Here is a 16,280-nt window from a genome sequence, read left to right as displayed (position 1 = left end):
GCCAGACTTGATGGTTAATGTAAAAACAATAAAAGGTGCAGCCATGCCCGCTATCCGAATTGGCATCAACCCGATCTCCTGGAGCAACGACGACCTGCCGTCCCTCGGTGGCGAGACGCCATTGAGCACCGCCCTGAGCGAAGGCAAGGAAATCGGTTACGAAGGTTTTGAACTCAACGGAAAATTCCCCAAGGACGCCAAGGGCGTTGGCGATGTGCTGCGACCGTATGACCTGGCGCTGGTGTCCGGCTGGTATTCCAGTCGTCTGGCCCACCGCTCGGTGGCCGAGGAAATCGACGCCATCGGCAACCATGTCGAACTGCTGGCGAAGAACGGCGCCAAGGTGCTGGTCTATGGCGAGGTCGCGGACTCCATCCAGGGCCAGCGCATTCCCCTGGTCGAACGCCCGCGTTTTCACACCGAACAGGCCTGGCAGGAATACGCCGACAAGCTCACCGAGCTGGCGCGTTTCACCTTGTCCCAGGGCGTACGTCTGGCCTATCACCACCATATGGGCGCCTACGTCGAATCCCCGGCGGACATCGACAAGCTGATGGCGTTGACCGGCAGCGAAGTCGGCCTGCTGTTCGATTCGGGCCATTGCTACATGGGCGGCGGTGAACCCTTGCAGGTGCTGCGCAAACACATCTCACGCATCTGCCATGTGCATTTCAAGGACGTGCGCAAACCGGTGGTGCAGCTGGCGCGCAACAATCTGTGGAGCTTCCCGGACTGCATCATCAACGGCACCTTCACCGTGCCGGGAGATGGCGACATCGACTTCGCTGAGCTGCTCGACGTGCTGCTGGCGGCCGATTACCACGGCTGGCTGGTGGTCGAGGCCGAGCAGGACCCGGCGGTGGCCCCAAGCTACGCCTATGCCAAAAAAGGCTTCGACACCTTGCGCGCGCTGCTCGACGAGAGGACTGCACGATGAGCCTGCTGGTCAAAAGCAATGCCCGTGGCCGGACCATGGTCGAGTTGGGCAAGGGTGAGCTTGAATACGTCGGTTTCGCCGCTTACCGCTTGAGCCTCGGCGAAACCCTGCCGGTCGCTGCCGGTGACAAGGAACTGTGCCTGGTGCTGCTCAGCGGCCGGGTCAGCATCAAGGGTGAAGCGTCGGGGCAGGGCGCATTCGACTGGGACAACCTTGGCGATCGGCAGTCGGTGTTCGAAGACAAGTCTCCGGTCGCCGCGTACTTGCCGCCCGGCAGTCAAGCCCAGGTGGTCGCCCTGAGCGATGTGCAAATTGCCGTGTGCGCTGCGCCTGGTTCGACCACCGAAACCCTCGGCCCCCGCCTGATCAAACCTGAAACCATGAAACGCAGTGTGCGCGGCAAGGGCGCCAACACCCGTTACGTCTGCGACATCCTGCCGGACACCGAGCCGGCCCATTCGCTGCTGGTGGTGGAAGTGCGTACGCCCTCGGGGCACTCGTCGAGCTACCCGCCGCACAAGCACGACACCGACGATCTGCCGCACCAGAGCTTTCTCGAAGAAACCTATTACCACCAGATCAACCCGCCCCAGGGCTTCGTGTTCCAGCGGGTGTATACCGACGATCGCAGCATCGATCAGGCCATGGCCGTGGAAAACGGCGACCTGGTGGTCGTGCCCAAGGGCTATCACCCGGTCAGCGTGCCCTACGGCTACGAGTCGTATTACCTGAACGTGATGGCCGGTCCGAAACGCGTCTGGCAGTTCCATAACGATCCGCAGCACAGCTGGCTGCTGGATCTCTGAATTCCACTATCTGCACGGAGAGCAATAACGATGAGCGACGCCCCGGTAATCGGCCATTACATCGACGGTCAGGTGCAGGACAGCGGTAACGAGCGGTTCAGCAACGTCTTCAACCCGGCCACTGGCAGCGTGCAGGCGCGCGTCGGGCTGGCCAGCGACAAGACCGTGGACGAGGCGGTCGCCTCGGCCCTGAAAGCCTTTCCGGCCTGGTCCGAGCAATCGTCCCTGCGGCGTTCGCGGGTGATGTTCAAGTTCAAGGAGCTGCTCGATCGCCATCACGACGAACTGGCAGAAATCATCAGCCGCGAACACGGCAAGGTCTTTTCGGACGCCAAAGGCGAAGTCACCCGCGGCATCGAAATCGTCGAATACGCTTGCGGTGCGCCGAACCTGCTGAAGACCGAGTTCAGCGACAACATCGGTGGCGGCATCGACAACTGGAACCTGCGTCAGCCCCTGGGTGTTTGCGCCGGGGTGACGCCGTTCAACTTCCCCGTGATGGTGCCGCTGTGGATGATTCCGTTGGCGCTGGTTACCGGTAACTGCTTCATCCTCAAACCCTCCGAGCGCGATCCGTCCGCCAGTTTGCTGATGGCCCGTCTGCTGACCGAAGCCGGCTTGCCGGATGGTGTGTTCAACGTGGTCCAGGGTGACAAGACGGCGGTCGACGCCTTGCTGCAACACCCGGACATCGAGGCGATTTCGTTTGTCGGTTCGACGCCGATTGCCGAGTACATCCACCAGCAAGCCACTTCACGCGGCAAGCGCGTGCAGGCGCTGGGCGGGGCGAAGAACCACATGATCGTCATGCCCGATGCCGATCTCGATCAAGCGGCGGATGCCTTGATTGGCGCCGCTTACGGCTCGGCGGGCGAGCGCTGCATGGCGATCTCGATTGCCGTCGCGGTCGGCGATGTCGGCGACCGCTTGATCGCCAAACTGCTGCCGCGTATCGATCAATTGAAAGTCGGCAATGGCCTGCTGGGTGACACCGACATGGGGCCGCTGGTCACTGCCGAACACAAGGCCAAGGTTGAAGGCTTCATCGATCAGGGCGTGGCCCAGGGTGCACAGCTGATCGTCGACGGCCGCCACTTCAAGGTGCCGGGGGCCGAGAATGGTTTCTTCGTCGGCGCGACACTGTTCGATAACGTCACGACCGAGATGAGCATTTATCAGCAGGAAATCTTCGGCCCGGTGCTTGGCATCGTTCGCGTGCCGGACTTTGCCAGCGCCGTGGCCCTGATCAACGCCCATGAATTCGGCAACGGCGTGTCCTGCTTCACCAGCGATGGCGGCATTGCTCGCTCGTTTGCCCGCAGCATCAAGGTGGGCATGGTCGGTATCAACGTACCGATTCCGGTGCCCATGGCCTGGCACTCGTTCGGCGGCTGGAAGCGCTCGCTGTTCGGTGATCACCACGCATACGGCGAAGAAGGCATCCGCTTCTACAGCCGCTACAAAAGCGTGATGCAACGCTGGCCCGACAGTATCGCCAAGGGCCCTGAATTCAGCATGCCAACGGCCAAATAATTCACCTGTGCGGAGAACAACAATAATGAGCAAACCCCTGCGTTTCGCCCTGAACCGTATGGTTGCCCCACGTTTGTCCCTGCCCGCGTTCATCGAGTTGGCGGTGACCCTGAAGGCGGACGCCATCGAGATCCGCAACGACCTCAAAGGCGTCGAGATCGAGGACGGCACCGCGCCCGAGCGTGTGCGCGAGTTGTGCGCAGCCAAAGGCATCACCGTGCTGTCGATCAACGCGCTGTATCCGTTTGATGTGTGGAGTGACGAGCGCCGTGCGCAAACCTTGAAGCTCGCTGCCTATGCCAGGGACTGTGGCGCCCAAGGGCTGGTCATGTGCCCGTTGAACGATCGTGCCGACCTGCGTACCGAAGCCGAGCGCGCTTCAGGCCTGCGCACGGCATTGAGTCAGCTGGCGCCGATCCTGCGCGATCACGGCATCCTCGGTTTCATCGAGCCGCTGGGTTTCGAAGAATGTTCGCTGCGCCGCAAACGCACGGCCGTCGATGCGATCAAGGTCATCGGCGGGCTGGATGTGTTCCGCCTGGTGCATGACACCTTTCACCATCACCTGGCCAGCGAGCATGAGTTCTTTCCCGAGCTGACCGGGCTGGTGCACATCTCCGGCGTCGAGGATGCCGAGGCGCCGCTGGCGACCATTCGTGACGGCCATCGGGTGCTGGTGGGCGAGGGTGACATTCTCGGCAACGCGGCACAAATCGACACCTTGCTCAGCAGCGGCTACAGCGGCTACCTGTCGTTCGAACCCTTTGCTGACAGCGTCCATGGCCTGACAGATATCGAACGGGCGATCGGCGCGAGCATGGATCACCTGCAGAAATCTCAAGGTTGATGGAGATCCCCTGTGGGAGCGGGCTTGCCCGCGATGACGGCAGCACATTCAAGATTGATGTGTCAGGTAGATCGCTATCGCGGGCAAGCCCGCTCCCACAGTGATTGGTTTTCACCGCACACCCCGGATTCGGCCTCAAAGGAAGGTGCAAGCATGACCACAACAAGACTGACCATGGCCCAGGCCCTGGTGAAATTCCTCGACAACCAGTACATCGAGGTCGATGGGGTTCAGAGCAAGTTCGTCGCCGGGATCTTTACCATCTTCGGCCACGGCAACGTGCTGGGCCTGGGGCAGGCCCTGGAGCAAGACAGCGGTGACCTGATCGTCCATCAGGGCCGCAATGAGCAAGGCATGGCTCACGCGGCGATCGGTTTCGCCAAACAACACCTGCGGCGCAGGATCTACGCCTGTACTTCATCCGTGGGGCCAGGTGCGGCGAACATGTTGACCGCTGCCGCCACCGCGACAGCCAACCGCATTCCATTGCTTTTGTTGCCCGGTGATGTCTACGCCTGTCGCCAACCGGACCCGGTGCTGCAACAGATCGAGCAGTTCCACGACCTGAGTATCAGCACCAACGATGCATTCAAGGCTGTGAGCAAATACTGGGATCGCATCAACCGTCCCGAGCAACTGATGACGGCGGCAATCCACGCCATGCGTGTGCTCACCGATCCGGCCGAAACCGGCGCCGTGACCCTGGCCTTGCCGCAGGACGTGCAGGCCGAGGCGTACGACTATCCCGATTACTTCCTGCAAAAACGCGTGCACCGCATCGAGCGTCGTCCAGTCACCGAGGCCATGCTGGGTGATGCGCTGGCGCTGTTCAAAGGCAAGCGCAAACCGCTGGTTATTTGCGGTGGCGGGGTCAAGTACTCTGGCGCCAACAGCGCGTTGCAAGCGTTTGCCGAGCGCTTCGATATTCCCTTCGCCGAAACCCAGGCGGGCAAGAGTGCGCTGGTGTCCAGCCATCCGCTGAACGTCGGAGGCATTGGTGAAACCGGTTGCCTGGCGGCGAACCTGTTGGCCAGGGATGCTGATCTGATCATCGGTATCGGCACCCGTTACAGCGATTTCACCACCGCTTCGAAATCCTTGTTCAAACACCCCGAGGTTCAGTTCCTCAATCTTAATATCAGTCCCTGCGACGTTCTGAAACTCGACGGGGTGCAACTGCTGGCCGACGCCAAAACCGGCTTGAACGCCTTGGCTGATGCCCTGGGTGACTATCGCTCCAGTTGGGGTGATCAGCCGCGTCAGGCCAAGGCGCAACTGGATGAAGAAGTCGATCGCATCTATCAGGTGGAGTATCAGGCAAAGGATTTCGTCCCGGAAATCAACGACCACATGGACCCGGCCGTCCTGCGCGAATTCATCGAACTGACCGGTTCCTGCCTGACCCAGAGCCGCGTGCTCGGCGTGCTCAATGAAACCCTGGCGGACGACGCAGTGATCGTCGCCGCTGCCGGCAGCCTGCCTGGCGACTTGCAGCGCAGTTGGCGCAGCAAGGGTGTGAACACCTACCACGTCGAGTACGGCTATTCCTGCATGGGTTACGAGGTCAACGCCGCGTTGGGTGTGAAGCTCGCCGAGCCGGAGCGTGAGGTCTATGCGCTGGTCGGCGACGGCTCTTACATGATGCTGCACTCGGAGCTGGCGACCTCGATTCAGGAACGACGCAAGATCAACGTGGTGTTGCTCGACAACATGACCTTCGGTTGCATCAACAACCTGCAGATGGGCAACGGCATGGACAGCTTCGGCACCGAGTTCCGGTTCCGCAACCCGCAAACCGGCAAGCTCGACGGCGGGTTCGTGCCGGTGGATTTCGCCATGAGCGCAGCGGCTTATGGCTGCAAGACCTACAAGGTGACCACGGTCGAAGAACTGAAGGCGGCATTGGCCGATGCGCGCTTGCAGACGGTGTCGACGCTGATCGACATCAAGGTGCTGCCCAAAACTATGATTCACGGCTACCTGTCGTGGTGGCGGGTCGGCGTGGCGCAAGTCTCCACCAGCGCCCGCACCGAGGCGGTGGCCAAGACCCTGAATGAACGACTGGCCAAAGCCCGTCAGTACTGATTGCCCTGAACGAACAGCAACAAATCTAGGAGTCATTAAATGTCTTTGAAGCTTGGCGTCATCGGTACCGGGGCCATCGGCCAGGATCACATTCGTCGTTGCAGCCAGACCTTGCTCAATAGTCAGGTCGTCGCTGTAACCGACATCAACTTGCAGCAAGCCGCGAAGGTCGTTTCCGACCTGAAACTGACCGCCGAGGTCTATCCCGACGGCCACGCGTTGATCAAAGCGCCGGAGGTTGAAGCGATCCTCGTCACCTCCTGGGGCCCGAGCCACGAAGAGTTCGTATTGGCCGCGATTGCCGCTGGTAAGCCGGTGTTCTGCGAGAAGCCGCTGGCGGTCACCGCTGAAGGCTGCCGCAAAATCGTCGAGGCCGAAGTGGCCTACGGCAAACGCTTGGTCCAGGTCGGTTTCATGCGCCCGTATGACGAAGGTTATCGGGCACTGAAGGCCGTGATCGACAGTGGTCAGATTGGCGAGCCATTGATGTTGCACTGCGCGCACCGCAACCCGACCGTGGGTGAAAACTACAAGACCGACATGGCGATCACCGACACGCTGATCCATGAGCTGGACGTGTTGCGCTGGTTGCTCGACGACGATTACGTGTCGGTGCAAGTGGTGTTCCCACGCAAGAGCAGCAAGGCGCTCGCGCATTTGAAAGACCCGCAGATCGTGCTGCTGGAAACTGCCAAGGGCACGCGCATCGACGTGGAAGTGTTCGTTAACTGCCAGTACGGCTACGACATCCAGTGCGAAGTGGTGGGGGAGACCGGCATCGCCAAGCTGCCGGAGCCGTCCCAGGTTCAACTGCGTAGCGGGGCGAAGCTGTCCAACGCGATTCTGATGGACTGGAAGGATCGGTTCATCGCGGCGTATGACGTTGAGTTGCAGGCGTTCATCGATGGCGTGCGCGCCGGGCAGGTTGGCGGGCCTTCGGCGTGGGATGGCTTCGCAGCGGCGGTGGCGGCGGATGCGTGCATCGAGGCGCAGAACAGCGGAGCGATTGTCAAAGTTGCACTCCCTGATCGCCCCCGCTTCTACGGCTAACCGCAATACCTGTGGGAGCGGGCTTGCTCGCGAAAGCGGTCCTTCAGTCGACAAAGATGTTGCCTGACACACCGCCTTCGCGAGCAAGCCCGCTCCCACAGGGTCCGCGTTCTTTCAGGGGAAATACTTTCATGCGTATCGGACTTGTCGGTTACGGCCATGGCGGCCGGTTTTTCCATGCTCCGCTGATCAGCAGTTTGCCGGGTGCAACCTTCGTCGGTGTGGTTACCCGTTCAACGGAGCGGCGCCAGTTGCTGGCGGCAGAACACCCCGGCGTGCCGGCCTTCGACAGCATCGGCCAACTGGTCGAAGCCGAGGTTGATGTGCTGGTGGTGTCCACGCCGCTCAAAGGTCGCCCGGCGCTGGTGCTCGACGCCATCGAACACAATGTTGCGGTGGTCAGCGACAAGCCGTTCGCCGCCGACGCGCAACAGGCGCAAACCTTGATCACCATGGCCGAGCGCCAGGGTGTGCAACTGAGCGTCTACCAGAACCGGCGTTGGGACTCGGACTTTCTCACCGTGCGCAAACTCATCGAGTCCGGTGCGCTGGGCCAGGTCACCCGCTTCGAATCGCGAATCGAACGCTATTCGCCATCGTCGGTGAACAACGGCAGTGGCGGCGGTTTCCTGCGCGATCTGGGTAGCCATCTGGTGGATCAGGCGCTGCTGCTTTTCGGCCCCGTCACTCGGGTGTACGCCGAACTGGATTACGTCGAAAAAGGCCAGGTCTTCGACAACGGCTTCTTTATGTCCCTGGTTCACGTCAACGGCGTGACCTCGCACCTGGGTGGCAGTTGCCTGCAAAACACTCCCGGCCCGCGCTTTCGCGTGACCGGAACTCAGGGTTGCTACAGCGTCGATGGCCTGGACGGGCAGGAGGCGTCGGTGCTCGCCGGGCTCACACCGAAATCCGAAGGTGAACGCTGGGGCGTGGAAGAGCATCGCCGCTGGGGCTGGTTCGAACAGGGCGAAGTGCGCGAAAGGGTTTCCTCCGAGCGCGGTTGCTGGAATCAGTTCTATTTACAGCTGCAAACCGCATTGCAGAGCGGTGGCCCAATGCCTGTGGACGCCCGTGATGCACTGGCGACCACCCGTGTGCTAGACGCTGCGCGGCTGAGTGCCGAGCGCCATCAGGTGGTGCAATTGAGCCCACTCGAACGTCAATGAACAAAATCATAATAAAATTCTAAAATGAGTTGATATGGAAAATATTTTCCAATAAAGTCATTTCCAGTGAGCTGCCTCGCTCCCGGTTCCGACTCTTTTCCCGCTTGTCCGCTTACTGAAATCGTCACGCCTTATCCATAAAAACCAACAAGAATGTGGAGAAAGACTTTTCATGAAGACCAAGATCCGTTTCGCCTCACTCGCCTTGTCCCTGATGTTCGCCAGTGGTGCCGCACTCGCTGACATGAAGATCGGCGTCAGCATGTCGCAGTTCGATGACACCTGGCTGACCTACCTGCGCGAATCCATGGACACAAAAGCCAAATCCTATCCCGATGGCGTCAAGCTGCAGTTCGAAGACGCGCGCAGCGACGTGGTCCGGCAGTTGAGCCAGGTGGAAAGCTTCATCAGTCAGAAGGTCGACGCCATTGTGGTCAACCCGGTGGATACCGCCGCGACCAAGAAAATCACTGAATCGGCGGTCAAGGCCGGCATTCCGCTGGTGTACGTCAACCGCCGTCCCGATGACCTGAACCTGCCCAAAGGCGTGGTCACCGTCGCCTCCAACGACCTGGAGGCGGGGCAGATGCAGATGCAATACCTGGCCGACAAAATGGGCGGCAAGGGCGACATCGTGATTCTGCTGGGCGACCTGGCGAACAACTCCACCACCAACCGTACCAAGGGCGTCAAAGAGGTGTTGGCCAAGTACCCCAACATCAAGATCGAGCAAGAGCAAACCGGCATCTGGTTGAGGGACAAGGGCATGACCCTGGTCAACGACTGGCTGACACAGGGCCGCAAGTTCGATGCGGTCGTCTCCAACAACGACGAGATGGCCATCGGTGCCGCGATGGCTCTGCAACAGGCCGGAGTGGAAAAGGGCAGTATTCTGATCGCCGGTGTCGACGGTACGCCTGACGGTTTGAACGCCGTGAAGAAGGGGTCTCTGGTCGTCTCTGTGTTTCAGGACGCCAAGGGTCAGGCAGACGGTTCGATCGAGACAGCAGTGAAAATGGCCAAAAACGAGCCGGTCGAGCCGGCCGTATGGGTACCGTATCGCTTGATCACGCTGCAAAACGTTGACCAGTTCAAATAGTCCGTCCGTTCAATAACAACAATAAACACGCAAGGTGGCAACCGCGACCTTGCTGATGGAGTACCTGATCATGTTCGCTTCAGCGACTGCTTCGAGCACCCCGTTGATGGGGGGGCAGCCAACCGCAATACCTGTCGATGAGCCGTACCTGTTGGAGATCGTCAACGTCAGCAAGGGATTCCCCGGGGTGGTGGCCTTGTCCGACGTACAACTGCGGGTACGCCCCGGTTCCGTGCTGGCCCTGATGGGCGAGAACGGCGCTGGCAAATCCACCTTGATGAAAATCATCGCCGGCATCTACCAGCCGGACGCCGGCGAACTGCGCCTGCGGGGCAAGCCGGTGGTGTTCGAAACGCCCCTGGCGGCGCTGCAGGCCGGGATCGCGATGATCCATCAGGAGCTCAACCTGATGCCGCACATGAGCATCGCCGAGAACATCTGGATTGGCCGTGAGCAGCTCAACGCTTTCCACATGATCGACCACCGGGAAATGCACCGTTGCACGGCGAAGCTGCTTGAGCGCCTGCGCATCAACCTTGATCCGGAAGAACAGGTCGGCAACCTGAGCATCGCCGAACGGCAGATGGTCGAGATCGCCAAGGCAGTGTCCTACGATTCCGACATCCTGATCATGGACGAACCGACCTCGGCCATCACCGTCAAGGAAGTCGCCCACCTGTTTTCGATCATTGCCGACCTCAAGCGCCAGGGCAAAGGCATCATCTATATCACCCACAAAATGAATGAGGTGTTCAGCATCGCCGACGAAGTGGCAGTGTTCCGCGACGGCGCCTACATCGGCCTGCAACGGGCCGACAGCATGGACGGCGACAGCCTGATTTCGATGATGGTCGGGCGTGAACTGAGCCAGTTATTCCCGGTGCGCGAGACGCCGATCGGCGATCTGCTGCTGTCGGTACGCGACCTCAGGCTCGATGGCATTTTCAAGGACGTTTCCTTCGATCTGCATGCCGGCGAGATCCTCGGCATTGCCGGGTTGATGGGCTCGGGACGGACCAACATCGCCGAGGCGATCTTTGGCATCACCCCGAGCGACGGTGGCGAGATTCGCCTCGACGGTGAAGTGGTGCGCATTACCGATCCGCACATGGCCATCGAGAAGGGGTTCGCCCTGTTGACCGAGGATCGCAAGCTCAGCGGCCTGTTCCCGTGCCTGTCGGTGCTGGAGAATATGGAGATGGCGGTGCTGCCGCACTACGCCGGCCACGGTTTCATCCAGCAAAAAGCCCTGCGCGCCCTGTGCGAAGACATGTGCAAGAAGTTGCGGGTGAAAACCCCGTCGCTCGAGCAATGCATCGACACGCTGTCCGGCGGTAATCAGCAGAAGGCCTTGCTGGCGCGCTGGCTGATGACCAATCCACGAATCCTGATTCTCGACGAGCCGACCCGCGGCATCGATGTCGGCGCCAAGGCCGAGATCTACCGGCTTATCTCCTACCTCGCCAGCGAAGGCATGGCGGTGATCATGATTTCCTCGGAGCTGCCGGAAGTACTCGGCATGAGTGATCGGGTCATGGTCATGCATGAGGGCGACCTGATGGGCACCCTCGACCGCAGCGAAGCGACTCAGGAGCGAGTGATGCAACTGGCCTCGGGCATGTCCGTGGTTCACTAATGGATGCCGGCGCTGGCTCGGCCAGCGTCGACGATGCGATAGAAGGGTGAGTGGTTATGAACGCGATACTGGAAAACAAGCCAGCAACGGCACCGGTCAAGAGTCGTCGGCGCTTTCCGACCGAGCTGAGCATCTTCCTGGTGCTGATCGGCATCGGCCTGGTGTTCGAAATGTTCGGCTGGATCGTGCGCGACCAGAGCTTCCTGATGAACTCCCAGCGGCTGGTCTTGATGATCCTGCAAGTGTCGATCATTGGCCTGCTGGCAATTGGCGTGACCCAGGTGATCATCACCACCGGCATCGACCTGTCGTCGGGCTCGGTGCTGGCCTTATCGGCGATGATCGCTGCCAGCCTGGCGCAGACCTCGGATTTCGCTCGGGCAGTATTCCCGTCTCTGACCGACTTGCCGGTGTGGATTCCAGTGATTGTCGGGCTCGGTGTCGGGCTGCTGGCGGGGGCAATCAACGGCAGTATCATTGCGATCACCGGGATTCCACCGTTCATTGCCACCTTGGGCATGATGGTCTCGGCCCGTGGCCTGGCGCGTTACTACACCGAAGGCCAGCCGGTGAGCATGCTATCGGATTCCTACACGGCCATCGGTCACGGCGCGATGCCGGTGATCATTTTCCTGGTGGTGGCGGTGATCTTCCACATCGCGCTGCGCTACACCAAGTACGGCAAATACACCTACGCCATCGGCGGCAACATGCAGGCGGCGCGTACGTCCGGTATCAACGTCAAACGCCATCTGGTCATCGTCTACAGCATCGCCGGGTTGCTGGCGGGACTGGCGGGCGTGGTCGCTTCGGCCCGTGCTGCCACCGGGCAGGCCGGGATGGGCATGTCCTATGAACTGGATGCGATTGCCGCAGCGGTTATCGGCGGTACCAGCCTGGCGGGCGGGGTGGGGCGCATCACCGGCACCGTCATCGGTGCACTGATCCTTGGGGTGATGGCCAGCGGGTTCACTTTCGTCGGGGTCGATGCCTACATCCAGGACATCATCAAGGGCCTGATCATCGTAGTCGCGGTGGTTATCGACCAATACCGTAACAAGCGCAAACTCAAGCGCTGAATTTGACTGCAAAAACAGCGAGGGCCAGTTCTGGCTCTCGCTTTGCATTACCCCCCATCACGTATTGAAGTAAAACTGGAAACTGCTTGCCATCGATTCCAGGCTATCAACTGGGGGATCGGGCGGCACCGTTGGCGGAATCTCCCTCAGCAATCATCTGCTTGAGGCATTCACGCTCTTCAGCTCCGGGTAGCACTCCGGTCGTAGTCGCCTCCAGCACTGTGATTCCCTCTGCGTTGAGTATTCTGACCTCGGCTTTTGCGTGACCGCGTTCATCGATGTCAGTGATGAGCCAGTGGCAGGTGATCTGTTCTCCCGCATACACCGGTCGTTTGAATGCGAAAGTCATCCCGGTTGCCAGCCAACCGATTTGCCCGCCAATTTCGGTGACGAGGCTGGCTGTCAGAAGTCCGTGGGCGATGGGCTCCTTGAACCTGCATATCACGGCGTAGCGCGTATCACAGTGAACCGGATTGTAGTCTCGTGAAATCTGCGCGAATTGACGAATATCGTCATCTGAAAAGCAGCGGACTATCGTGAAGCGGTCTCTGACCTGGAGGCCTTCGGCAGCGCGTTCTCTCGGACTCTTCATAACGACTTCCTGGCTAAAAAGTGTGTTCGGGGCCAGGAAATGTTCCTGCCTCCACCTCAAGTGCAAAATCCCTTGCCGCGGTGTGAAGTACCGAACGAAGGTCGGCGTACTGTTTGACGAATCGCGGCATGCGGCCGGTGCGTAGTCCAGTCATGTCCTGCCAGACCAGAACCTGAGCGTCGCACTGGTTGCCAGCGCCAATCCCGACGGTCGGAATTGAAATCGCTTCGGTGATCGCTCGACCTACATTACCCGGCACCATTTCGATCAAGATAGCGAATGCGCCAGCTGCTTCTAACGCTTTGGCACTGTCTATCAGTCGCTGCGCGTCCTCACCCCGGCCCTGAACGCGATAGCCACCTAATTGATGCTCCTGCTGTGGTGTGAAGCCGATGTGCGCCATGACGGGTATGCCTGAACTGGCGAGTTTCTCGACTTGAGGTAGTACTTCGATCCCCCCCTCAAGTTTGACCGCATGCGCACCGGCCTCTTTCATGAATCGCACGGCAGTGTGGAAGCATTGCTCCACCGAGCCCTGGTAAGAGCCGAAAGGAAGGTCGGCAATCACCAGTGCCCGTTGAGTCGAGCGGGTGACGGCGCGAACCAGAGGGATCAGTTCGTCAACGGTGACGGATAACGTGGACTCGTTGCCATAAACGTTGTTGGAGGCCGAGTCGCCTACCAGCAGGACGGGTATTCCGGCTTCTTCGAAAATGGCTGCGCTGTACATGTCATACGCGGTGAGCATTGCCCATTTCTGGCCCTCCACTTTCATCTGTTTCAGGTGCGGTATTCGGATGCGTGTCGTCTGCCGGGCGAGAGGGGTGTTGCCATAGGGTGAAGGCTGATCGTTCATGGGAGGCTCGTTGAAGGTGAATTAACCCAGCAGTTGTTCGGCAAACAGAGCCACTGCGATGAGGATCATGGCCGCTCCAGAAAAACGACTGACCAGGCGTGCGGCGGCCGGGCGTGCCCGAAGAACAACCTGCGAGCCAAATCCGACCAGAAGGTAGATCACGCCACAACTGAAAGTGTGGACGAGCCCGAGTGCAATCATCTGCATCGGTACAGGCCAGGGTGCAGTGGCGTCGGCAAATTGAGGCAGGAGCGCCAGGAACAGCAGAAACACTTTTGGATTCAGCCCGCTGACGCAAAGCCCTTTGAGCGCCCAGCGCTTCCATGAGCCTGACGCCTGAACCTCATCCGCGTGCGGTGTGGCGGGGCGCACGAGCATGTTGATACCCAGCCAAAGCAGGTAACCCGCCCCGGTAATCGTTAGCACGGACATGGCCACGGGGTGGTTGGCGACCAGAGTGCCAACACCGCCGGCTACCACCATTGTGGCGATCAAGTGGCCGGACAACAGTCCGCCGACAGCGGGTATGACGACTCGATGCTTCAAACCGGCCGATATCGCGTAGGCCCAATCGGCTCCGGGTGTGATGACGAACAAAATCGACACCGCCCAGAAGGCAACAAAAACACTGAAGGTCATGGCGTCACCTGCGCCGGTTCATCATTCACCGCGTAATTCATCATCCCGTCTCTCACATCTAAGGCCGCCCCTCTTGTTTTCTGAAGAGGGGTACGGTTGTTAATGATCGGAGGAAGATTAATGAAATATGGTTAGAATTATCTTTCAAAGATGGTCGTTTTTAGTTTGTAGATTGGGAGATTGTTCTGCGTGGACAGAATTGACCGGAAGATTCTTGCTGAGCTGCAAAAGGATGGCCGTCTTTCGGTCACTGAGCTTGCCGAGCGAGTTGGGTTGAGCCTTTCCCCTTGCCATCGGCGAGTACGGGCACTGGAAGAGTCAGGTGTGTTGCTTGGCTACAGGGCACAGCTGGACCCAGGCGCACTCGGCCTGAATTTTTCAGCGATGGTGTTTGCCACGCTTCGTGAGGGCGACCGGCAGGCTGTCGAGGCTTTCGAGACGGCGCTCGTTGAGATCCCGCAAGTGGTCGATGCCCAGAGGTTATTTGGGGAGCCGGACTACCTGCTGCACGTCATCACTCAGGATTTGCCAGCCTTCCAACAGCTATACGATGAGAGCCTTTCGACCTTGCCCAACGTACAACGGTTGACCTCGACCCTCGTTATGAAACGGGTCATTCAGGATAGGCCGCTTCCTTTGTGATGGTGGTAAAACGCAGGTACAGGCGGCGTGTCGTCTTGACGTCGTCTAGAGAGGGCCTTACGGTTTTTTAATCGGGCCTGGCAATCACCCACCGGCTTGCCTACCACTTTCACGTCCACATGCCCATCATCCTGCTTGTTGGGAAAGCCCCGACAGAACTATCGATCATTCAACAACTCGGCGACCCCGCGCGTGATGAATTCCAGGTTTTCATCCAGCTTGGTCAGTGAGTTGCGGATTCTGGCTCCGTCTTCAGCGGGCCCATGCAGCTGTTCAATCCAAACGGACAGATCTTCCACGGCCGCAGCTATGGCGAGTTGGTTTTCGTTGAGTTTGTAGATCAGGGAAGGGACGAGGTCGTTGGTCGGCATGGCTTGATCCTCCTGTAGGAGCGAGCTTGCTCCGGGCGGCGTTCCGACGATGGTCGTTAACGATGCCGCGTGTTTACTGACTAAACGCAGCGCTCTTGAGCCATAGCTTGGCAGGCAGCAAAAAGCCCGCGCGGTGGCGGGCTTTTTGTGTGGGGTCAAGTCCTTTTGTCCGTTTAATCTGCGCTCCATTCTGTGAGCGTTTCGTGAAAAGCATGTCGCTGGAATGAAAAAAACCTGCTCAGTGGCCGCCTGTCTGCGATGTAGCACTGATCCATCAGTCGAGGTCGCCACCTGGAAGAAGGACCATGGATCATGTCAGTGCCCTGACATGCACCTCAGGCGTAAACTAAACACGGTGCAGCATGCACTGAAAAGCGCTGCACGTGGAGGTGAGCCATGCGCTCAATACCCGTTTGCACCTCGATCGCACTGGTTGCGCTGTTTATGGTGCCAATTGCCACCGCAGCGTCTTCGGTCGAAGTCGAATTCAAGAACCCCGAAAAATTCAGCGATGCCAGCCTGGATAGTCCAGGTTATGAGCGTGGTGCCGATGCTTTTGTCATGAAAGAGCTGCGCAGCTACATCCAGAAGCTTGGCGAACGGTACCTGCCAGCCGGCCAGCAGCTGCAAATTGAAATACGTAACATCGATCTGGCCGGTCGTTACGAACCCTGGAGGCTAAATGCCTATCAGGTGCGCTTCATGCGCGACATTACCTGGCCGAGCATCGATCTGCATTACGTGCTCAAACAAAACGGCCAGATCGTGAGCCAGGCCGACGCCAGGGTCATGGATCAGCTCTACCTCCAACGTCCGGGGCGCGCCAACAGAAGTGACAGACTCTACTCCGAGAAGGCCATGCTCTCGGACTGGTTCCACAGACAATTCGCCGGGCAACATCAGACCGGGTTGAATTGAACCACTCTGCATTGTGAATCA

At 59.5% G+C, this 16,280-nt stretch carries 16 protein-coding genes; 12 read left to right on the top strand and 4 right to left on the bottom strand.

All coding sequences use genetic code 11. From position 1 onward, the window contains the following. The first annotated feature begins 43 nt into the window (after positions 1-43). From iolE to ACEN8Q_RS11440, 10 genes are all read left to right on the top strand, one after another. On the top strand, positions 44-937 hold the full coding sequence (gene iolE / locus ACEN8Q_RS11485) for a myo-inosose-2 dehydratase (RefSeq protein ID WP_413705202.1): 894 nt from the start codon (positions 44-46) through the stop codon (positions 935-937). Beyond that, complete coding sequence (gene iolB, locus ACEN8Q_RS11480; RefSeq protein WP_413705201.1) at positions 934-1,743, top strand: 5-deoxy-glucuronate isomerase; 810 nt, start codon at positions 934-936, stop codon at positions 1,741-1,743. Before iolE ends, iolB begins: the two co-directional genes overlap by 4 nt. Before the next feature lie 30 nt (positions 1,744-1,773). Then, positions 1,774-3,276, top strand: a complete 1,503-nt coding sequence (locus ACEN8Q_RS11475; protein ID WP_413705200.1) for a CoA-acylating methylmalonate-semialdehyde dehydrogenase — start codon at positions 1,774-1,776, stop codon at positions 3,274-3,276. Between the two features lie 25 nt (positions 3,277-3,301). Continuing rightward, positions 3,302-4,123 (top strand): TIM barrel protein, encoded by an 822-nt coding sequence (locus ACEN8Q_RS11470; protein ID WP_413421313.1) that lies wholly within the window; start codon positions 3,302-3,304, stop codon positions 4,121-4,123. 153 nt (positions 4,124-4,276) lie between these two features. Beyond that, complete coding sequence (iolD, locus tag ACEN8Q_RS11465; RefSeq protein WP_413421315.1) at positions 4,277-6,208, top strand: 3D-(3,5/4)-trihydroxycyclohexane-1,2-dione acylhydrolase (decyclizing); 1,932 nt, start codon at positions 4,277-4,279, stop codon at positions 6,206-6,208. Positions 6,209-6,247: 39 nt separating this feature from the next. Next, the gene (locus ACEN8Q_RS11460) at positions 6,248-7,258 is read left to right on the top strand and encodes a Gfo/Idh/MocA family protein (RefSeq protein ID WP_413705199.1); all 1,011 of its coding nucleotides are present in this window, start codon (positions 6,248-6,250) and stop codon (positions 7,256-7,258) included. Positions 7,259-7,389: 131 nt separating this feature from the next. Further along, positions 7,390-8,427, top strand: a complete 1,038-nt coding sequence (locus ACEN8Q_RS11455) for a Gfo/Idh/MocA family protein (protein WP_413705198.1) — start codon at positions 7,390-7,392, stop codon at positions 8,425-8,427. Positions 8,428-8,599: 172 nt separating this feature from the next. Then, the gene (locus ACEN8Q_RS11450) at positions 8,600-9,526 is read left to right on the top strand and encodes a sugar ABC transporter substrate-binding protein (protein WP_007994285.1); all 927 of its coding nucleotides are present in this window, start codon (positions 8,600-8,602) and stop codon (positions 9,524-9,526) included. Between the two features lie 70 nt (positions 9,527-9,596). Then, positions 9,597-11,162, top strand: a complete 1,566-nt coding sequence (locus ACEN8Q_RS11445; protein ID WP_413705197.1) for a sugar ABC transporter ATP-binding protein — start codon at positions 9,597-9,599, stop codon at positions 11,160-11,162. 56 nt (positions 11,163-11,218) lie between these two features. Beyond that, positions 11,219-12,241: an ABC transporter permease gene (locus ACEN8Q_RS11440; RefSeq protein ID WP_057396421.1), complete on the top strand. Its 1,023-nt coding sequence runs from the start codon at positions 11,219-11,221 to the stop codon at positions 12,239-12,241. A 106-nt stretch (positions 12,242-12,347) separates the two neighbouring features. On the opposite strand, the gene ACEN8Q_RS11435 is transcribed toward ACEN8Q_RS11440, so the two are convergent. From ACEN8Q_RS11435 to ACEN8Q_RS11425, 3 genes are read right to left on the bottom strand one after another with little or no spacing between them, the layout of a single operon-like run. Then, on the bottom strand, positions 12,348-12,833 hold the full coding sequence (locus tag ACEN8Q_RS11435) for a MaoC family dehydratase (RefSeq protein ID WP_413705196.1): 486 nt from the start codon (positions 12,831-12,833) through the stop codon (positions 12,348-12,350). A gap of 13 nt (positions 12,834-12,846) precedes the next feature. After that, positions 12,847-13,689, bottom strand: coding sequence for a 3-methyl-2-oxobutanoate hydroxymethyltransferase (gene panB, locus ACEN8Q_RS11430; protein WP_413421326.1), 843 nt, complete (start codon positions 13,687-13,689; stop codon positions 12,847-12,849). Between the two features lie 21 nt (positions 13,690-13,710). After that, on the bottom strand, positions 13,711-14,328 hold the full coding sequence (locus tag ACEN8Q_RS11425) for a LysE family translocator (RefSeq protein ID WP_413421328.1): 618 nt from the start codon (positions 14,326-14,328) through the stop codon (positions 13,711-13,713). A 189-nt stretch (positions 14,329-14,517) separates the two neighbouring features. Here ACEN8Q_RS11425 and ACEN8Q_RS11420 point away from each other — a divergent pair, with 189 nt between their 5' ends. Further along, the gene (locus ACEN8Q_RS11420; RefSeq protein ID WP_413421330.1) at positions 14,518-14,970 is read left to right on the top strand and encodes an Lrp/AsnC family transcriptional regulator; all 453 of its coding nucleotides are present in this window, start codon (positions 14,518-14,520) and stop codon (positions 14,968-14,970) included. 158 nt (positions 14,971-15,128) lie between these two features. Here the strand turns inward: ACEN8Q_RS11420 and ACEN8Q_RS11415 are convergent, their stop codons facing one another. Then, positions 15,129-15,341 (bottom strand): hypothetical protein, encoded by a 213-nt coding sequence (locus ACEN8Q_RS11415; RefSeq protein ID WP_008021224.1) that lies wholly within the window; start codon positions 15,339-15,341, stop codon positions 15,129-15,131. Positions 15,342-15,737: 396 nt separating this feature from the next. On the opposite strand from ACEN8Q_RS11415, the gene ACEN8Q_RS11410 reads away from it, so the two are divergent. After that, positions 15,738-16,259, top strand: a complete 522-nt coding sequence (locus ACEN8Q_RS11410) for a DUF3016 domain-containing protein (protein WP_413421332.1) — start codon at positions 15,738-15,740, stop codon at positions 16,257-16,259. The last annotated feature ends 21 nt before the right edge of the window (positions 16,260-16,280 follow it).

Origin of the sequence: Pseudomonas sp. Pseusp16 (assembly GCF_047324915.1) — a bacterium.
GTDB classification, from domain to species: Bacteria; Pseudomonadota; Gammaproteobacteria; order Pseudomonadales; family Pseudomonadaceae; genus Aquipseudomonas; species Aquipseudomonas fluorescens_CD.
Note: the sequence above shows the minus strand (reverse complement) of the source record. Positions and strands in the feature narration are given on the sequence as shown.